The organism is Stutzerimonas tianxiuensis (genome assembly GCF_053470365.1).
On sequence record NZ_JBPVWS010000005.1, the window covers coordinates 112,208 to 130,215 of the forward strand.

General features: G+C 62.0%; 16 protein-coding genes. 6 read left to right on the top strand and 10 right to left on the bottom strand.

Going from position 1 to position 18,008, the window contains the following annotated elements; genetic code table 11:
• Window positions 1–3: 3 nt before the first annotated feature.
• Window positions 4–3,057, top strand: coding sequence for an efflux RND transporter permease subunit (locus ACSSNI_RS08660; RefSeq protein WP_200636646.1), 3,054 nt, complete (start codon window positions 4–6; stop codon window positions 3,055–3,057).
• Window positions 3,057–4,553 carry an efflux transporter outer membrane subunit gene (locus tag ACSSNI_RS08665; protein WP_200636648.1) on the top strand — a complete coding sequence of 499 codons (1,497 nt, stop codon included), beginning with the start codon at window positions 3,057–3,059 and terminating at the stop codon, window positions 4,551–4,553. The genes ACSSNI_RS08660 and ACSSNI_RS08665 overlap by 1 nt, the downstream gene beginning before the upstream one ends.
• Window positions 4,554–4,620: 67 nt before the next feature.
• Here ACSSNI_RS08665 and ACSSNI_RS08670 read toward each other — a convergent pair whose 3' ends face one another.
• Window positions 4,621–5,511: a PA4780 family RIO1-like protein kinase gene (locus ACSSNI_RS08670; RefSeq protein WP_200636650.1), complete on the bottom strand. Its 891-nt coding sequence runs from the start codon at window positions 5,509–5,511 to the stop codon at window positions 4,621–4,623.
• Between the two features lie 158 nt (window positions 5,512–5,669).
• On the opposite strand from ACSSNI_RS08670, the gene ada reads away from it, so the two are divergent.
• Genes ada through ACSSNI_RS08685 form a run of 3 tightly spaced genes read left to right on the top strand, consistent with a single transcriptional unit; the run spans window position 5,670 to window position 7,828 of the window.
• The gene (ada, locus tag ACSSNI_RS08675; RefSeq protein ID WP_200636652.1) at window positions 5,670–6,707 is read left to right on the top strand and encodes a bifunctional DNA-binding transcriptional regulator/O6-methylguanine-DNA methyltransferase Ada; all 1,038 of its coding nucleotides are present in this window, start codon (window positions 5,670–5,672) and stop codon (window positions 6,705–6,707) included.
• A 51-nt stretch (window positions 6,708–6,758) separates the two neighbouring features.
• Window positions 6,759–7,004 carry a hypothetical protein gene (locus tag ACSSNI_RS08680; RefSeq protein ID WP_200636654.1) on the top strand — a complete coding sequence of 82 codons (246 nt, stop codon included), beginning with the start codon at window positions 6,759–6,761 and terminating at the stop codon, window positions 7,002–7,004.
• Window positions 7,005–7,045: 41 nt separating this feature from the next.
• Complete coding sequence (locus ACSSNI_RS08685; protein ID WP_200636656.1) at window positions 7,046–7,828, top strand: TatD family hydrolase; 783 nt, start codon at window positions 7,046–7,048, stop codon at window positions 7,826–7,828.
• A 62-nt stretch (window positions 7,829–7,890) separates the two neighbouring features.
• Here the strand turns inward: ACSSNI_RS08685 and ACSSNI_RS08690 are convergent, their stop codons facing one another.
• The 6 genes from ACSSNI_RS08690 to nfi form a co-directional block, all read right to left on the bottom strand.
• Window positions 7,891–8,259 (bottom strand): DUF3140 domain-containing protein, encoded by a 369-nt coding sequence (locus ACSSNI_RS08690; RefSeq protein WP_200636658.1) that lies wholly within the window; start codon window positions 8,257–8,259, stop codon window positions 7,891–7,893.
• The gene (locus ACSSNI_RS08695; RefSeq protein WP_200636660.1) at window positions 8,256–8,774 is read right to left on the bottom strand and encodes a DUF5872 domain-containing protein; all 519 of its coding nucleotides are present in this window, start codon (window positions 8,772–8,774) and stop codon (window positions 8,256–8,258) included. Before ACSSNI_RS08695 ends, ACSSNI_RS08690 begins: the two co-directional genes overlap by 4 nt.
• A 95-nt stretch (window positions 8,775–8,869) precedes the next feature.
• Entirely contained in the window at window positions 8,870–10,900 is a 2,031-nt protein-coding gene (locus tag ACSSNI_RS08700; RefSeq protein ID WP_200636662.1) for a methyl-accepting chemotaxis protein, read from the bottom strand.
• A gap of 226 nt (window positions 10,901–11,126) precedes the next feature.
• Entirely contained in the window at window positions 11,127–11,963 is an 837-nt protein-coding gene (gene ampE / locus ACSSNI_RS08705) for a regulatory signaling modulator protein AmpE (RefSeq protein ID WP_200636665.1), read from the bottom strand.
• A 24-nt stretch (window positions 11,964–11,987) separates the two neighbouring features.
• Window positions 11,988–12,539, bottom strand: coding sequence for a 1,6-anhydro-N-acetylmuramyl-L-alanine amidase AmpD (gene ampD / locus ACSSNI_RS08710; RefSeq protein WP_200636667.1), 552 nt, complete (start codon window positions 12,537–12,539; stop codon window positions 11,988–11,990).
• Between the two features lie 84 nt (window positions 12,540–12,623).
• The gene (nfi, locus tag ACSSNI_RS08715; RefSeq protein WP_200636669.1) at window positions 12,624–13,334 is read right to left on the bottom strand and encodes a deoxyribonuclease V; all 711 of its coding nucleotides are present in this window, start codon (window positions 13,332–13,334) and stop codon (window positions 12,624–12,626) included.
• A 167-nt stretch (window positions 13,335–13,501) separates the two neighbouring features.
• Between nfi and ACSSNI_RS08720 the strand changes: the two genes are divergently transcribed.
• On the top strand, window positions 13,502–14,494 hold the full coding sequence (locus tag ACSSNI_RS08720) for a GlxA family transcriptional regulator (protein WP_102836973.1): 993 nt from the start codon (window positions 13,502–13,504) through the stop codon (window positions 14,492–14,494).
• A gap of 64 nt (window positions 14,495–14,558) precedes the next feature.
• On the opposite strand, the gene zapE is transcribed toward ACSSNI_RS08720, so the two are convergent.
• The 3 genes from zapE to ACSSNI_RS08735 form a co-directional block, all read right to left on the bottom strand.
• Window positions 14,559–15,653, bottom strand: a complete 1,095-nt coding sequence (gene zapE, locus ACSSNI_RS08725; RefSeq protein WP_148925944.1) for a cell division protein ZapE — start codon at window positions 15,651–15,653, stop codon at window positions 14,559–14,561.
• Window positions 15,654–15,807: 154 nt separating this feature from the next.
• Window positions 15,808–17,166: a tryptophan--tRNA ligase gene (locus ACSSNI_RS08730; protein WP_200636671.1), complete on the bottom strand. Its 1,359-nt coding sequence runs from the start codon at window positions 17,164–17,166 to the stop codon at window positions 15,808–15,810.
• 37 nt (window positions 17,167–17,203) lie between these two features.
• Window positions 17,204–17,833 carry an alpha/beta hydrolase gene (locus tag ACSSNI_RS08735; protein ID WP_200637124.1) on the bottom strand — a complete coding sequence of 210 codons (630 nt, stop codon included), beginning with the start codon at window positions 17,831–17,833 and terminating at the stop codon, window positions 17,204–17,206.
• Between the last annotated feature and the right edge of the window lie 175 nt (window positions 17,834–18,008).

The following is an 18,008-nucleotide window of genomic DNA, read 5'->3' on the forward strand; positions in this document are numbered from 1 at the left end:
CGGATGGATTTAGCCCGTTACGCCATCTGCAAGCCGGTCAATATCTGGGTTCTGGTGCTGATCTGCCTGATCGGCGGCGTCGTCGCGTTCTTCGAGATGGGCCGCCTGGAAGACCCCGAATTCACCATCAAGGAAGCCATCGTCACGGTGCAGTACCCCGGCGCAACCGCGCTGGAGGTCGAGCAGGAAGTGACCGAGCCGTTAGAAAGCGCCATTCAGGAGCTTTCCGAGGTCAAGGAAATCCGTTCGCGCTCGATGATCGGCCTGGCCGAAATCCGAGTCGAGATCCAGGACCGCTATTCGGGCGATCAGCTCGATCAGATCTGGGACCAGCTGCGCAGCAAGGTCGAGGACGCCCGACAGAAGTTGCCGCCGGGCCTGGACCCACCGCTGGTCAATGATGACTTTGGCGATGTCTATGGCATCTTCTTCGCCCTCACCGGCGAGGGCCTGACGCTGGAAGAGCTGCATGAAGTGGGCAAGGATCTGCGTCGCGGGCTGATCACCGCTGACGGCGTCGGCCAGGTCGAACTCGCTGGCGTGCGTGAAGAGCGGATTCTGGTGGAGGTCGACCAGGCGCGCCTGGCTGCGCTGCGCCTGTCCCCTCAGGAACTGCTCGCGGCATTGGCCGATGCCGATGCCGCCGTTGAAGCGGGAGGCGTGCGTGCTGGCGAATTCTTTGTACACATCCGCCCGACAGGTGCCTTCGACTCGCTGGACGCTTTGCGCGCCCTGCCGGTCGGCCAGGGCCAGCAGAGTGTGGATCTGGGCTCGATTGCCACGCTGAAACGCGACTATGCCGAGCGGCCACGGCAGATCATCCGCCACAACGGCGAGCCAGCACTGACCATAGGCATCAGCGGTATTTCCGGCAGCAACATCGTCGAGGTGGGCCGCAGTGTCGAGGCGCAGCTGCAATCCATGCAGCGGTTGATGCCGCTTGGCGCCGAGCTGCATCCGCTGTACCAGCAGCACAGCATCGTCAACGAGTCGGTCAATAGCTTCGCGCTCAATGTGTTCCTCTCGGTGGCCATCGTCGTCGGCGTGCTTTGTCTGGCCATGGGCGTACGTGCGGGCGCGATCATCGGCGCGGTGCTGTTTCTCACGGTACTCGGCACCTTGCTGGTCATGTGGATGGCCGGGATCGAGCTGGAACGCATCTCCCTCGGCGCGCTGATCATCGCCATGGGCATGCTGGTGGACAACGCGGTGGTGGTTTGCGACGGGATGCTGATTCAGAAGCAGCGCGGCATGAGCATTCTGGAAGCCTCACGCAAGACCCTGCAGCAGACGCAATGGTCGCTGTTGGGCGCGACCATCATCGGCATCCTCGCGTTTGCCGGGATCGGCCTGTCCCAGGACACCACCGGCGAGTTTCTCTTTTCGCTGTTCTTCGTCATCGCCACATCGCTGTTGCTGAGCTGGTTGCTGGCGCTGCTGGTGGTGCCGCTGTTCGGGCACTACCTGCTTGAGCGCAAGGGTGGCAAAACGGACGAGGATGCCGATCCGGACGATGCCTACAGCGGGCCGATCTACAACCGCTACCGACGCATGGCAGGCGCCGTGCTCGCGCGTCCCTGGCTGACGCTGGGCGTTCTGGTTGTGCTGACCGTCCTCAGCGTAGTGGGCTTCAGTCGGGTGCCGCAGAGCTTTTTCCCACCTTCGAGTACGCCGATCTTCTACCTGAATCTGTTCCTGCCGCAGGGTACGCACATTCGCGAGACCAGCCGCACCGCCGAGGACGTCGAGGGCTATCTGAAGCAGCTCGACGGCGTCACCGATGTGTCGACCTTTGTTGGTGCGGGCGCGTCGCGCTTCATGCTCACCTACGCGCCGGAACAGCCCAACCCGGCGCTGATGCACTTTCTGGTTCGCACCGAGGAGGCCGGGGTGATCGCCGATCTGGTTCGTGAGATCAACCAGACGCTACCAGGCCGTTACCCCTCCGCCGATGTCGCCGCAGCGCAGTTCATGTTCGGCCCCAATGCCGAGGCCAAGCTCGAAGCGCGGATCAGTGGCCCTGAACTCGACGAGTTGCGACGATTGTCGGCCGAAGGTCAGCGCATCCTTCAGGAACAGGGGAATGTCTTCAACATCCGTGACGACTGGCGATCCCCCGTACCCGTACTGCGCCCACAGCTGGCCCTGGACCGCCTGGCCGATGCAGGCCTTACCCGCCAGCAGGTTGCGCAGGCCTTGTCTGTCGCCAGTGAAGGCCAGCAGGTCAGCGTGTTCCGCGATCAGGATGAGCTGATTCCGATACTGCTGCGCGCCACTCCAGAGGATCGCGTCGAACCGGGCGAACTGCTGCAACGGCTGATCTGGAGCCCGGCAACGCGCAGCTACGTGCCGCTGGCACAGGTCGCGGACGGCATCGAGGCGACCACCGAGGAGTCGATGATCCGCCGCTACGGCCGCGAACGAACCATCGCCGTGCGTGCTGAGCCGCGCGACGGGGAGAATACCAATGTCGCATTCGAGCGGATTCGACCGCTGCTCGAGGACATCGAACTGCCGACCGGCTACTCACTGGAATGGGGCGGTGACCACGAGCAATCTTCGGACGCGCAGCAGGCACTGGCCAGCACGCTTGCAGTGCCGTACCTGGCGATGGTGCTGGTCACGGTGCTGCTGTTTGCCAAGGTCCGCCAGCCGCTGATGATCTGGCTGGTGGTGCCGATGGCGCTGTGCGGCGTCACCCTGGGGCTGCTGATCACCGGCCAGCCATTTGGCTTCATGGCGCTGCTCGGGCTGCTGAGTCTGACCGGTATGTTGATCAAGAACGCCGTGGTGCTGGTGGACGAGATCGACCGGCAGATTGCCGATGAGGTACCGCGGCTAACGGCCATCGTCGAGGCCTCGGCGTCGCGTCTTCGCCCGGTGATGATGGCTGCAGGCACCACGGTACTGGGTATGGTGCCGCTGCTGTTCGACCCCTTCTTTGCCAACATGGCCGTCACCATCATGGGTGGGCTGGGCTTCGCCACATTGCTTACCCTGCTGGCCGTGCCCTGTCTGTACCTGTTGTTCATGCGCGTCAAACCGGAGGAAACCTGATGCCCTGCCGATTGGCTCGTACCCCCCTGGTCTGGGCGCTGGCGTTGGCGCTCGGCGCTTGCTCCAGCGTGCCGGAACGGCCTGTCCCGGATGTTCCGGACAGCTGGTTCCACGCGGTGCACCAGCAGCCAGCCGATGCCGAGACGCTCGCCGACTGGTGGCAGCAGTTCGATGACCCGGTGCTGACTCGGCTAGTCCGCAAGGCTCTGAACAACAACCGTGACATTCGCTCGGCCATGCTGCGGGTCGATACCGCACGCGCGCAATTGCGCCAGGCTCGCGCCGGCCTGTTCCCCACATTCGCGCTGCCAGGCTCGGCCAGCCGTCAGTGGATCGAGAACAACAATGAACCGAACCCCAATAGCCCCATAGGCCAGTTCATCCCCGACGAAGACGTGATCACCTTCGATACCTGGGAACTCGCCCTGCAAGCCAGCTGGGAGCTGGACATCTTCGGCGCTACCCGGGCGCGAACCGACAGTGCACGACAGCAGATTCGCTCGGCGCAAGCCCAAGCCATCGCCGCGCGGCTGGCGGTGGCCTCCAATACTGCACAGGGTTACATGCAGGTGCGCGCGTTCGAGGGGCAGCGGGCGCTGCTGCTGGAGGGGATCGAACTTGCAGCAGAGCTCGAGCACATCGCCAGTCGAATGTTCGAAGCTGGCGAGGTGACCCGGCTGGATGTCGAGGCCAGTGCCGCCGAGCGCGCCTCCCTGCAGGCGGATCTGGATGAACTGGAAATCAACCTGGCCGAGGCCAGGCTGGCGCTCGATACGCTGCTCGCCGAACCGCCGGGTAGCGTGGCGCGCGAGTTCGAAGCGTCGGCCAAGGTGCCGCTCGCTGACAGGCCCATCCCGCCCGGACAACCGCTGGATCTCCTGCGCCGTCGCCCGGACCTGATTGCCGAAGCGGCGCAGCTGCAAACGGCCCAATTGCAATCGCTGGCCGCCCGCCGCGATCTGTTCCCGACCCTGGCGCTACAGGCGGCAGTCGGGCGTTCCGGCCTGGCACTGGGCAATGCCTTCTCCACCGCTTCGAACTTCGCGCGTCTCGGTGCGACCTTTGGCTTGCCCTTCCTCGATTATCGCCGGCGGGGCGCGGCAATCGACCTGGCTGATGTGGAAGGTGAAAGCGCCTACCTCGGCTTCCAGCAGGCGCTGGCCGAAGCGCTGGAAGAGGTCGAGCGATCACTGGTGCGCATCGACGGACAGAAACGCCGCCTGGACTCGCTGCGGACCACACTTCGTCATCGTGAATATGCCTATGAGCTGGCGCAGACCAGCTATCGACTGGGTGAGGCGAATCTCAACGAAGTATTGGACGCCCAGCGCGGCTCCCTGCGTGCTCGGCAACAAGCGCTGCAGGGCCGTACTGCACTTGCGACGGCACAAGTCGCACTGTTTGTAGCACTCGGCGGCGGCTGGGAAATCAACCCAAGTGCGGTGCAGACTAACGAGCCCGCGTCAGCAACGTCGGGCTCGAATGCTGTGGAATAACGGCGTTAGGCTGGAGTCTCCTCGGCAAGCCACCCGAAGAGACGGCCCGCACACCATCGCTCACCGTTCAGTTACGCATCCATGGCGGTATCGGCGGCTCATCGCTGGGCTCATCCGTTGCGTTACGCAAGGCTTCCTTACGCGCCTGGTCGGCCAGGGTCGCCTTGATCTCCCGCATCACAGCGTCTAGGTCAGCGGCATCTTCCGGCTCGGCAAACTCACCGGTCAGCTCGGACTCCGGCGTCAGCTTGCCGTCCTCGTACAGCGCCCACATTTCCTTGGCGTAGCGGGTGAATTTGAGCTCGGGCGCAAACTGGCCGAAATAGGCCGACATGTTGCCAACGTCCCGTTCGAGCATTTCAAAGGCGTGGTTGTTGCCCGCCGCATCTACCGCCTGTGGCAGGTCAATGATGACCGGGCCATGCTCGTCGAGCAGCACGTTGAATTCGGACAAGTCGCCATGCACCAGGCCGGCGCAGAGCATCTTCACCACTTCGCCAATCATGAAGGCATGAAATTCACGTGCATCGTCAGGGTGAAGATCGACGTCGTTCAGACGCGGCGCGGCATCGCCGTCTTCGCCTGAGATCATCTCCATCAGAAGCACGCCATCGAGGAAGTCGTACGGTTTAGGCACGCGCACGCCAGCGTCTGCCAGCCTGAACAAGGCGGCCACTTCAGCGTTCTGCCAGTTTTCCTCTTTTTCCTTGCGCCCATGTTTGGAACCCTTGGCCATGGCCCTCGCATCGCGGCTGCTACGGACCTTGCGGCCCTCCTGATATTTGACGGCTTGGCGAAAGCTGCGGTTGTTGGCTTCCTTGTAGACCTTGGCGCAACGCAGCTCGTCACCACAGCGCACTACATAAACCGCTGCTTCCTTGCCGCTCATCAGCGGGCGCAACACTTCGTCGATCAGCCCATCCTCGACCAACGGCTCGAGTCGTTTTGGCGTTTTCATCAGCGGCTTACAGACCCTTTTTGACTATGCAGATCTGCAGGTTACGGCAATCGCGAACGGGCTTCCATGTTCGCCCGCAAGTTTGAAAGCGCACTGCGGATTGGCATCGGGATCGGCCAGGGCGGACAATCGACATCCTTCACCCACGGAGCCTCCCGATGCTCGATTTCGACCACTGCTGGCAAGCGCTCTGCAATCGCGATCCGAGCTTCGATGGGCGCTTCGTGTTTGCCGTGCATTCGACAGGCATATTCTGCCGGCCGAGCTGTCCGGCGCGTCGGCCCAAGCGCGAATGCGTCAGCTTCTTCCAACACGTCAGCGAGGCGGAAGCCGCCGGTTTCCGCGCTTGTCGGCGCTGTTCTCCGCACGGTAAGAGCTCTGCCGAGCAACTCGACGAATTGGTAATCGCCGCTTGTCGACTGCTTGATGAAAGCGACACACCCATGTCCCTGGATCAGCTGGCCGGGCGCATTGGCCTGTCTCCTTCGTACCTGGCGCGGGCGTTCAAAGTTCGCACCGGCATGACACCGCGCGCCTGGGCTGCAGCGCGCCGGCGCGAACGGCTGGAAACGCAGCTGCCCGCCGCCAAGTCGGTGCTTGGCGCCGCCCTCGACGCGGGGTATGGCAGCGCACGCGGCGCCTATGAGAACGCCGTGGCACTCAGCCCTCGCCAGCGCAGGCAACAGGCAGCGGGCGAGGCCCTGCGGTATGCCATCAGTTCATGCCCGCTCGGGTTGCTGCTGATTGCCGCGAGCGATCAGGGTGTCTGCGCACTACTGTTTGGCGATAACGAGCAGACCTTGCTTGAGGAGCTGCACTCGCGTTTTTCAGCGGCAGCGCTAGTGCCTGATCAGGCTGGGCTCGGCGAATGGTTGAAGGCAGTCGTCGCTCAACTGAAGGAGCCGAGCCGAGCCGCGCAACTACCGCTGGACCTGCGCGGTAGCGCCTTCCAGCAACGTGTCTGGCAGGCGTTGCAGAGTATTCCACCGGGTGAGACGCGCCGTTACGGTGAGTTGGCTGCGAGCCTCGGCAGTCATGCACGCGCCGTGGCCCGTGCTTGCGCCAGCAATCCAGTCGGGCTCTTGGTGCCCTGCCACCGCGTGGTCGGTGCCAACCAGGCACTGACCGGTTATCGCTGGGGCCTCGAGCGCAAAGCCGCCTTGCTTGAATCAGAGCGCGATGAATCGGGAGCCTGACGAGGTTTCAGCGGTCGCATGCAGTACATGCCATCGCAAAAGAGCCCAGCCATGACCGAACTGAAGCGCTTCCGCATCCATTACCTGATCAATGGCGAGCCAGCGTCCCTGACGCTGAGCGCCTTCGAAACGCCTGCACTAGAGCAGGCCGAACTGGAAATACTGTTGCACCACGTCAAGGAGCCGCGCGCCAGCGTCGACGCGCCTTGGGAAATCCCGGAGCACGCCAGCGAGCACAGCCGGATGGCTGAACTGGGCGTCAGCGACATTCAGATCGAAGAAGAATCGCACCGCTGAACCAGGCCGTTGCACATTGCTAAAGCAAGGAGACGACCGTCGTGCCCCTGATCGACACCCACACCCACCTCGACTTTGACCCCTTCGATGCCGACCGCGGTGAGGTATTGGCCCGCTGCGCCAGCGCCGGTGTCGAGCGAATCCTGGTGCTCGGCGTCCATCAAGCGAACTGGGAGAGGGTCTGGCAACTGGCGCTGGACGAGCCAGCCGTCTACGCCGCGTTGGGGCTGCACCCGGTTTTCCTGCAGGATCACCGAGCGGAGCACATCGACGCGCTGCGTGAGTGGCTGCAGCGCCTGCGCGGCGAGGACAAGCTCTGTGCCATCGGCGAGATAGGCCTCGACTATTACATCGAAGATCCGGACAAAGAGCGCCAGCAGCAGCTGCTCGACGCGCAGCTCGCGCTTGCTGGCGAATTCGAGCTGCCGGTGCTGCTGCATGTCCGTCGCGCGCATGCCCAGATGATCGCCATGCTCAAGCGTCACAAGCTCAAGCGCACCGGCATCGCGCACGCGTTCAGCGGCAGCTGGGAAGAAGCCCGCGAATACATCAAGCTGGGCTACAAACTGGGACTGGGCGGTGCGGGAACCTGGCCCCAGGCGCATCGCATGCACCGGGTGCTGCAGCAATTGCCACTCGACAGCATCGTGCTTGAAACCGATGCACCTGACATCACGCCCCACAGCCACGCCGGGCAGCGCAACAGCCCCGAATTCCTTCCAGACATCTGTCGCGAGCTGGCCCAATTGCGTGGCATCAGCCCTGAGGAATTGGCGGATGCCAGTTACCGCAACAGCTGCGAGCTGTTTGGCTGGAACCGCTAACCGGCTGGCCGAAGCCGAGGGCAGAAAGCTGGCAAGCGCTGGGCTCCGATCCAGACAGCTAATCAGTCTTCTAGCGGGTCGTGTCCCCAGTTCATCAGCGAATGACGCCAGCGGCTGTCGCGAATGTCCGCCTCGGGACGCTGAGCAAGGTGCCGGTGGACATAACCGATGACCTTGCGCATGGCCTGGTAATCGTCCTCGCCCAGTTCAGCCTGCCGCTTTGCCTTGAGCGCGAGGATACGCTCACCCATGGCGTGCCCTACCGCCTCGCCATCATCCGGGGCGGTGACCTTTTCACCGCCAGAAGTCATGCCAACGCTGCGGCTGGTCTCGCTCTCAAGCCAATGGCGGAGCTGGGCTGGGGACATATTGACCACCCGATGGAATTCATCGCGAACGTCTCGCTTGGCCTCGTCACTCAGCTCGTTCATTGCTCGCCCTCGCGCTTGAGCGCCGCAACCAACTCGTCTTTCTTCATTGTTGATCGTCCACGAATGCCGCGCTGAGCAGCGCGGCGCACCAGCTCGGTCTTGTTCAGCCCGCTAAGTGCGGGCTCGCGCTCGCGGCTGGTCTTGCGCGCCACATCGGCCGGCTGGCTGGAGTGTTGCTGCCCGCGACGGCTATCGGCTCGTTTCTTTTGCGTCGTTCGGGCGTATTCGTCGTCGCTGATTGACTCGCGAGCCTTCTTGGGCAAATAGCGCTCGCCGGTTTCCCCGGACGGCTTTCCGGATTTGGTATCCCAGTCTTCGCGGGTCCACTCGCGCAAGTGGTTGTCGGCGGTTTTCTTGCCCTCATAGCCGCCGCCGCGCTTCTTGTATTCCTGCACGGCGTACTGGGCCTTGCGCGCCGACCACTGGCCAGGCTCGCCGCCCTTGTCGCCGTCGGTGACTTCCCGCTTCACCTGCTCCCAAAGCTTCGGATCGGTCTTCTTTGCGGTGCTGGACATGACGCACTCCCGGGTTTGCCTGTTCGGCAGACCCGGGCGCAGGAGGCGCTGTTCAACAACGCCGATGAGCGGCTAAGCGCCGAACGGAGAGAGGATCAGACGCGGAACGCGCCGATCAATTGCTGCAGGCGGCCAACCAGTTCGGTGAGTTCGCGACTCGCCTGTTCGGTATGGCCTGCGCCTTCGGCGGTGCGCTGCCCAGCCTCATTGATCGCGACAATGTTGCGGTCGATGTCATGGGCGACAGCGGTCTGTTGCTCCGCGGCCGCGGCGATCTGCTGGTTCTGATCGACGATGACACCGACCGCGCCAAGGATGTTCTCGAGCGCCTGCTGAACCTGTGCCGACTGGCTTACGGTCTCTTCTGCCATCGAATGGCTGGAGTGCATGGTCTTGACCGCTGCGCCGACCCCGCCCTGCAGGCGGCCAATCATCTGCTCGATTTCTTCGGTGGACTGCTGAGTGCGCTTGGCCAGGCTGCGCACTTCATCGGCCACAACAGCGAAGCCGCGACCCTGCTCACCTGCGCGAGCCGCCTCGATTGCGGCATTGAGCGCCAGCAGGTTGGTCTGTTCTGCCACGCCCTTGATGACATCCAGCACCTGGCTGATGGCTTTGCTGTCGCTTGCCAGCTGGTTGATCACGGTGACCGATTGTTCGATCTCGGCAGCCAGCAGACCAATGCCGCTCACCTGCGCCTCGACCAGAGTGCGACCGCTGACGGTTTCGTCGTTGACGCTTTGCGCGCTGCCCACTGCAGCTTCGGCGCTGGTGGCAACTTCCTGCGCAGTCGCCGACATCTCGTTCATTGCCGTGGCAACCTGCTCGATCTGCCCGCGCTGCTCGGACACCGTCTGGTTGCTCTCGCCGGAAACAGTCTCGACGCGCGAAGCCTGACGCTCCACCTCGCCCACCGTGTGCCCGACGCGCTCGATGAGTTCACGGATCTTCGAAACGGTCTCGTTGAACACCTGGCCCAGCTCACCGAGTTCGTCGCGGCTCTGCACCTTGAAGCGTGCCGTCATGTCGCCGGCAGCCACTTTATCCATGGTCGCGCCGAGGCTGCGCAACGACGCACGAGTCGATATGTAGAACGCGCTGTAGAGGTAAACGACGAGCACAAAGACCAACGCCAGCGCGGTCAGCAGCAGCACCATCAGCAGTTGCTTCTGCTCGAGCCGCTGCTCGAGCTCATCGTCGAGAAAGCTGAGAATGGCGTCATTGAGCGCATAGGTCTTCGCCATCTCGGCGCTGATCAGGTCGTAGAATTTATCCCAGGGCTGATCCAGGGCTTCGGCCATGATCACCTGGTCCTGGAAGATGTCGCTGCTCGACTGCAGCGAGTTGCGACTGGCCGTCGCCTGAGCATCCAGTTGGCGCTGCGCGGCAGGGCTGCTGCCCAGCACATCCTGCAGCTGGGCAGCGTATTGCGCCTGCTGCTTTTCCAGCTCGAGCAAGAGGTCGTCCAGTTTGTTGCTGGCATCGGAGTTCAGGTACCCCTGGCCAAAGGTATAGGAGCCCACTGCCCGACCTTCACCGAGCGCAGCGGTGATGGACGGCGTCGCCGAGGTCAGCAGTTCGGAGAGCAGCCGTACATCGCGCTGACTGTCCTGGCTCAAGCCCGACTGGCTGGCGATCAGCTTGATCATTACCTGGGCCTTGCCCAGCAACGCACGGGCCATCGCAGCCTTGGCCTGCAGCGACTGCTGCGACTGTGCTTCACGCAGCGCGGCGTCCAGTTCATCCCGGCGCTGGCTGAATTCAGCGACCTGCTCAGGGTTGTCGCTGACCGGCGTCAGGTTCTGCATCCGGGCGGAAAGTTCTCGTTCGGCACTGGCCAGGCGGGTCACCAACGCCTGCACTTCACCGGTCTGGCCGATGATGCCTTCGATCTCGACCAGATCTTTCCAGTCTTCCATTTCTCGGCGCAGCTGCAACGCCGTGCCCAGTAGTTCCAGGCTGCGCAGTTCAGTGCGAGTGCCCACAAACTCTTGGTACGAGTCGCGTACCAGATAGAAGTTGGTCAACAGCATGGGGACGAAAAAGAGAACGCTGATCAGGCTGAACTTCATGCCGAAGCTCAGACGGTTCATCAGGGCGATAGCCGGATACAACAGACTTTTCAAAAGACGTCTCCCAATTTTTTGTTGTATTGCCGTCAGCGTCGAGGCTGCGGCAGGGCTCGTCAGAGAATGGTGCGAGAAAACTTATACGGGATATCGGACGGGGCTTGTGTAACTTAAGGTAATAGCAGAGTGACACCCCTACAACTGGCAGAAGACACGCCGATTCCGGCATATCCACCGCACTTATGCAGGGCGTCCGCAGCTCACGCTGGGCGTTATCGACGCGTTAGAGAAAGAGAATCCATAGCGCGATTGCCGCATACCAGAGGATGCGAGCACGCACCAGCAAGGCGGCAAGGCTGTCGAGCCTCAGGATGCCCGCCTGCCCCGCGTAAGCCCCTTCCAGGTCGGCCGCCACGGGACCGACCTTGGCCAGTAACTGTGGCGCAGGCACGCCCCAGTTCAACAAGTCCTCAAGCATGGCGCGATTGGCGGCGACGAAATTTCCGACCAAGCCGAAACTGGCGAGCAGAACCCGCACCGGCAGCCAGTCGAAGGCATGCCTGAACTGGCTCGCCCGCTCGCATACGGCCTCGGACTTGGCGTGATCAATGGTCAACGCCAGCAGCCGATAGGCGAGCGCCGCGACGGGTCCAAGCAACACGTACCAGAAGATCACCGCAAAAAAGCCTTGATGGCTGCGCCAGAGCAGCTGTGCTTCCACGGCACGCAGCAGGCCCGGTGCATCCGTCGCACTGAGCCCCAAATCACGTTCGGCGACCAGCGCTGCGGCTTCGTCATCGCCACGACGCCAGGCATCGCGGAACGGCCCGAGCTCGCGTTTGCCCTGGCCGCGACCCAGGCTGTAGAGCAACACCAGCAAATGCAAAGGCAGGCTTAGCCAGCCATAGGCCAGCGGCTCTAGCGCCAGCAACAGCATGCCGAGCAACAGCACCGGCAGCAGCACCAGGAAGAACAGACTCAGCCATGGTCCATAAGCCGTTCCCGCACCGCCATCGACGCGCGCCAGCAGGCGCAGCCAAGGGCCGTCGTCCTGTACCCCGCGACGCCAATCGGTGAGCTTATCGATGACCAGCGCCAAGAACACCACGAGAAAAATCATCTGTCGAATCCTGTCAGGGCAGTCTCACACCACGATTGAAGCGGTGCGCAAACGCTGCCAGTCAAATGCGGGGCCGGGGTCGGTCTTGCGACCCGGCGCGATATCGCTATGGCCACAAACCCGCTCCGGCGTGATTGCCGGATAGGCTTGCTGAAGCAGACGACACAGAGAAGTCAGGCTGTCGTACTGGGCTTCGCTGAATGGCAATTCATCAGTGCCCTCCAGCTCGATGCCAAGGGAGAAATCGTTGCAGCTTTGCCGATCACCGAAGCACGACACACCGGCGTGCCATGCGCGATCAAGGCAGGAGACGAATTGGGTAATCGCGCCGTCACGTTCGATCAGGAAGTGCGCGGACACCTGCAGGTTCGCTATTTCTTCAAAGAAGGGGTGCTCGTCACAGGGCAGACAGTTCTGGAAGAATTGCTGGACCTTTCCGGTTCCGAACTGGCCCGGTGGCAGACTGATGTTGTGAATGACCAGCAGCGAAATCTCGCCGTCCGGACGCAGGTTGAAGTTGGGCGAAGGGCAATGGCGAATGCCTCGGCACCATCCTGTCGCATGATCCAACTGCATCGCGGCGAAACCTGGCTGAACGGAGGCCTGCAGGCTAGCGCCTGCAGCTGCCCCGCTGCAAGCGGCCAGGCTATTCCGGATCCATCACTTACTGACGGCCACGCGCTTCTCATCACGGCGCGAGGCCAGACGATCGGCCAGGCGCGTCGGCTCAGGCAGTCGATAGCGGGTGACGTAACGCATGACCAATTGCGGGGCGCTTTCCAGGCTGACCCGGTTGCCCGGCGAAATGATCAGAGGGCGAACCTTATCCTTGCTGCGTAAAACCGTGCCGATCACCTTTCCTGCTTTGTCCAGCAGGTCGACCTTATCGCCGCGCTGCTCGCCGAGCGGCTGATGAAGCCCGGTGAGGATTTTTTTCGCCACGCCGATGGTCGGCAGGCCGGTAACCACCCCTAGATGAGCAGCAATGCCAAGCCCCCGCGGATGCGCAATGCCATGCCCATCGGAAAAGATCAGATCGGGCGTCTGATCAAGGGAGTCGAGCGCCTGCAGCACGGCAGGCAGCTCGCGAAACGACAGCAGCCCCGGGATGTAGGGCATGCACGTCGGAATTCTTGCCAGTGCTTGGCCCAATGGCTCGAGGGTTTCGGCATCGAGGAGAACGACCGCGGCACGGGTGATCTTGCCGCCATCCTCGAAGCCGACATCGACGCCAGCGACCAGCTTTAAGGGACCGAAGTCATCGGTCAAAACAACCTTCTTGGCCAGCTGATTCTGGATCTCGCGCGCTGCACTGGTGCTTCCATTCCAGCCGCAGAGTTCGGCACGTGTTTGCGGTGAGTGTGCAGTCATGGTGGCCCTCTTCTGCCTGTTCAGACGGTCAACCGAAGGTACGGTTCCACGATCCATTCATGATTGGGACTGGACAGTCAGGCAAAAAAATAAGACGCTCCCGCCGGACTGCGGCAGTTTTACCCTGCTTTGTCCCAAACAATAACAATGGAACAGCCTGATCTCGCATGCTCACCGACCACCCCCTGAAACGCATCAGCATTCTGGCTACAGACGGAGTGTTCGCATCCACCCTGCTGCATGCCAAAGACTTCTTTCACATGGCCAGCCTGCGTTATGGCAAGCAGCTGGGGCTCGACCTCAACCCCGCCTTCGAGACTTCACTGGTCAGCCCGGACGGTCTTGCGGTCAATACATTCAGCGGCCCACGCATTGAAGTGGACGGCGCCCTGGATGACGCAGACGCCGTGATTTTGCCAGCGTTCTGGGGCGACTTCGACGCCATCAGCCAACGCTATCCACAGGTGTCGCAATGGTTACAGGAGCGGCATGCGGCGGGCAGCGCGATCTGCGGTGAGGCCAGCGGGGCCTTCTGGATGGCTGCGGCGGGGTTACTCGACGGCCGCGAGAGCACCACTCACTGGCGCTTCGCTCAGGAATTTGTGGAGCGCTTCCCGCGCGTGCTGTTTACCCAGGAAAAGCATCTGACCGACAGCGACAATCTCTACTGTGCGGGGGGAACCACCTCGGCCTGCGATCTGTACATCCATCTGGTCGAGCGCTATTGCGGCGCACATATCGCTCAGGGCATGGCGCGAGACATCCTGTTCGAGGTTCGGCGCAACTACAGCCCGGGCAGAATTGGTTTTGGCGGACAGAAGCTGCATCTGGACACCCGCGTTCTGCAGATCCAGGAATGGCTTGAGGAGCATTTTGCGGAGAAATTTCGCTTCGAAGACGTGGCGCGGGATCACGGCATGAGCATTCGCAACTTCATGCGACGGTTCCAGACAGCGACCGGCGACAAGCCACTTCACTACCTTCAGCGCTTGCGCATCGAAACGGCAAAGACCCTGCTCTCCACCACCCGCAAGAGCATCAAGACGATCAGCTATGAAGTGGGTTACGACGATGCAAGCTTCTTTGCCCGACTGTTCCGCCAGCACACCGAACTGTCACCGAATCAGTACCGGCAGCAGTACCGCCACAAGATCGCTTGAGCCATAAACACAAACGGCAAGTCACGCCAGGGCGCAGACTTGCCGTTCGTGTCGCCTGTCGGGATCAGGGTTTATGTGGGCGCGCCAGGTATTCGTGCGACTGCATTTCCAGCAGGCGGCTCAGCGTGCGCTGGAACTCGAACTCCAGGCGCCCACCGGCATACAAATCCTTGAGCTCGACCTCGGCGGAGAGGATCAACTTGACGTTGCGGTCGTAGAACTCATCGACCATGTTGATGAAGCGGCGCGCCATGTCGTCCTTGGAAACGTCCATCCGCTCGATGTTGGAAACCAGCACTGCATCGAAGATCTTGCCCAGCTCGATGTAGTCGTTCTGGCTGCGAGGACCGTCGCACAGCTCGCGGAACTCGAACCAGGCCACGCCGCTGGCAACCTTGCGCGCAACGATCTCGCGATTCTCGATCATCAGCGCTTCGTTTTCCTGAATGCGGCACTGCTCGGGCAACAGGCTGCGGAAGCTCTTCTCCAGGCTCTGCTCGGCTTCGGCGTCGAGCGGGAAGTGATAGAGCTCAGCCTGCTCCAGCGCGCGCAGACGATAGTCGATGCCGCTGTCGACGTTGACGATCTCGGTGTGCTTTTTCAGCAGCTCGATCGCTGGCAGGAAGCGGGCACGCTGCAGACCATCCTTGTAAAGACCGTCTGGCACGATGTTGGACGTCGCGACCAGGCTGACACCGTTCTTGAAGAGTTCTTCGAGTAGTGTCGCAAGAATCATCGCGTCAGTGATGTCCGAGACAAAGAATTCGTCGAAGCAGATGACCCGCGACTCGTCAGCGAAGCGCTTGCCGATGATGGTCAGCGGGTTCTTTTCACCTTTAAGTGTGCGCATCTCTTCGTGCACGCGCTTCATGAAGCGGTGAAAGTGCGTACGGGTCTTCTGTTCGAATGGCAGCGCATCGAAGAAGGTGTCGACCAGATAGGTCTTGCCGCGGCCAACGCCGCCCCAGAAATACAGGCCTTTCACAGGCTCCTGGTGCTTTTTGCCGAACAGCTTGCCCATCAGCCCGGTCTTCGTGCGGTCGTCTGCGACCAGATCGTCGTATAGACGCTGCAGATGACGGACCGCAGTTTCCTGGGCTGCATCATGGAAGAAGTCGGGACGTTTCAGGTCTGCCTGATAGCGCTCAAGAGGGGTCATGGCGGGGTCTGGGTAGTGAAACGGGGCCGACACTTTAGCCGCGCCCTCGGTGGTTGGCAATTTACGCAGATCGTTCAAGCGCTCAGCCTCGAGTGAAAACGGGGTACCGGCTGCATCCAGCCGACCGGCGACCGGTCGGCGCGACTGCCGGCAATTAGACCATCAATGTTGCCAAAGCCTGGCGCAGGCGCAGCATGGCTGCTTCCAGCGACTGCTCATCGGCGTAGCTCGGGCTGTCGGCAAGGCATTTGCCGTCGAGCCACAAGCTGAATTGATCGTCTTCATCGGCACGGAGTTCCAGCGCGTCAACACCTTGCGCGACCAGGCGCTGCGTGACGACGCCAATAGCCTTGGGATCGCTGAATCCGCGGGACAGCAACAGTTCCTCGCCATCCGCAGCGAAGAAGCGGAAACGGAAGCTGCCGTCGGTCTCACGGAAACTGGCGAAGCGGGCAGTCTTGCCACCTTTCTTCTTTGCCGGCGCGGCACTTGTCACATCGCTGCGGAAGTTGCGCAGCCCGACCGCCTCACGCAATTCCCCGAGGAACGGAGTCGCCACCTTGCGCGCCTTGGCAGCGCCAGCCTGAAGGATGTCTTCCAGGTCGCCAGGACGCGCCATCAGCGCGTGGTAACGCTCACGGGCCTCGCTCAGCTCGTTATCCAGCAGTTCGAACAGCCGCTGCTTGGCTTCGCCCCAGGCAAGCCCGCCCAGCAGCTCGGCACGAAACTCGGCCAGCTGAGCCGGCGTGGCAAACGCCTGGTACAGAGTAAACAGGTGAGAGTCGTCCGGATCCTTTGGCTCGCCAGGCAGCCGGGAGTCGGTAACGATCCGAGCGATGGTGCTTTTCAGCTGCTTGGCGCTGCTAAACAACGGGATGGTGTTGTCGTAGCTCTTCGACATTTTGCGGCCATCGAGGCCTGGCAGAGTCGCGACGCTTTCTTCAATCAGCGCCTCGGGCGCGGTAAACAGCTCCTTGCCGTTGCCGAACAGGTGGTTGAATCGCTGGCCAATATCTCGGGCCATTTCCACGTGCTGAATCTGATCGCGACCGACCGGGACCTTGTGCGCGTTGAACATGAGGATATCGGCGGCCATCAGCACCGGGTAGCTGAACAAACCCATGGTGATCCCGGCGTCCGGGTCTTCACCCTTCTCGACATTCTTGTCCACCGATGCCTTATAAGCGTGCGCCCGGTTCAACAGGCCCTTGCCGGCGACGCAGGTCAGCAGCCAGGTCAGCTCGGGAATCTCGGGGATGTCCGACTGGCGATAGAAGGTTACGCGCTCCGCATCCAGCCCACTCGCCAGCCAGGTGGCTGCGATCTCAAGACGCGACTGCTGGATCCGTTGCGGATCGTCACACTTGATCAGCGCATGGTAGTCCGCCAGGAAATAGAACGAGTCGGCATCGGCTTCGCGGCTGGCCACGATGGCCGGCCGGATGGCGCCAGCATAGTTGCCCAGGTGTGGTGTGCCCGTGGTAGTGATACCGGTGAGGATTCGGGTTTTCATTCGGTCTTCTCGATCAGTCAGCGCGGCCTGGCCGGAATCAGCCCAGCCGCGGCGCAACCAGGTCCTTGAGTTCCACCAGCTTGCCGTGGAAAAAGTGCCCGCATTCTGCCACTTTCAGCAACTCGTGGGGGCGCTGAAGCTCGGCTGAGAACACATGCACCGTGGCTGGATCGATCACTTCATCGTCGTCGGGCTGGATAATGGTCAGTGCACACCGTTCGGCCAGTGGCAGGTTTGACAGCCGCGATACCGCGGGCGCCACCATGAACAGTCGTTCCAGCGACTCGCCGCGCGCCTCAATGCGGCCGGCCAACGCAGCCGCAACGAAGCCTCCAAAAGAGAAGCCCAGCAGGGTAAGCGGCAGCTCGGGATACTGAGACCGCAGCCAGACCAGGGCGGCTTCGGCGTCTTCAACTTCACCCATGTTCATGTCGTGGCTGCCGGCGCTGCCACCGACACCGCGAAAGTTGAAACGCAGCGTTGCATAGCCGGCATCGCGGGCGGTGCGCTGCAAGGTCGAGACCACTTTGTTCAGCATGGTCCCTCCCTTGACCGGATTGGGATGACAGATCAACGCCAGCCCGCATGCTTCGGGCTGATCGAAAAACAATCCTTCCAGCGCGCCGGCCGGTCCCTCTATGGAAATGGGGTTTTCGCGTTTCAACAGGGTAACTCCGTGACCTTGGGGCTAGTTGGCTCGTCTTGCTTGCACCTGCGTAGTAATCGCATATCGCGTTGCGGTATACAGGGCAGGAACGAGACGTTAACGTATCAAGCCGTGGAAAAACCACCGCATCAGGCGGTGCAGCCCGCGCAAAAGCAGTTGCGTCCCGGCCCGACAG

Bases quoted from the DNA above. Each gene is read 5' to 3' on its own strand.
- ampD (WP_200636667.1), bottom strand. From the start codon at position 12,539: ATGCAGTTGGATCATGCGACAGGATGGTGCCGAGGCATTCGCCATTGC.
- ACSSNI_RS08720 (WP_102836973.1), top strand. From the start codon at position 13,502: ATGCTCACCGACCACCCCCTGAAACGCATCAGCATTCTGGCTACAGAC.
- ada (WP_200636652.1), top strand. From the start codon at position 5,670: ATGCTCGATTTCGACCACTGCTGGCAAGCGCTCTGCAATCGCGATCCG.
- ACSSNI_RS08665 (WP_200636648.1), top strand. From the start codon at position 3,057: ATGCCCTGCCGATTGGCTCGTACCCCCCTGGTCTGGGCGCTGGCGTTG.
- ACSSNI_RS08730 (WP_200636671.1), bottom strand. From the start codon at position 17,166: ATGAAAACCCGAATCCTCACCGGTATCACTACCACGGGCACACCACAC.
- ACSSNI_RS08680 (WP_200636654.1), top strand. From the start codon at position 6,759: ATGACCGAACTGAAGCGCTTCCGCATCCATTACCTGATCAATGGCGAG.
- ACSSNI_RS08670 (WP_200636650.1), bottom strand. From the start codon at position 5,511: ATGAAAACGCCAAAACGACTCGAGCCGTTGGTCGAGGATGGGCTGATC.
- nfi (WP_200636669.1), bottom strand. From the start codon at position 13,334: ATGACTGCACACTCACCGCAAACACGTGCCGAACTCTGCGGCTGGAAT.
- ACSSNI_RS08690 (WP_200636658.1), bottom strand. From the start codon at position 8,259: ATGAACGAGCTGAGTGACGAGGCCAAGCGAGACGTTCGCGATGAATTC.
- ampE (WP_200636665.1), bottom strand. From the start codon at position 11,963: ATGATTTTTCTCGTGGTGTTCTTGGCGCTGGTCATCGATAAGCTCACC.
- zapE (WP_148925944.1), bottom strand. From the start codon at position 15,653: ATGACCCCTCTTGAGCGCTATCAGGCAGACCTGAAACGTCCCGACTTC.
- ACSSNI_RS08660 (WP_200636646.1), top strand. From the start codon at position 4: ATGGATTTAGCCCGTTACGCCATCTGCAAGCCGGTCAATATCTGGGTT.
- ACSSNI_RS08695 (WP_200636660.1), bottom strand. From the start codon at position 8,774: ATGTCCAGCACCGCAAAGAAGACCGATCCGAAGCTTTGGGAGCAGGTG.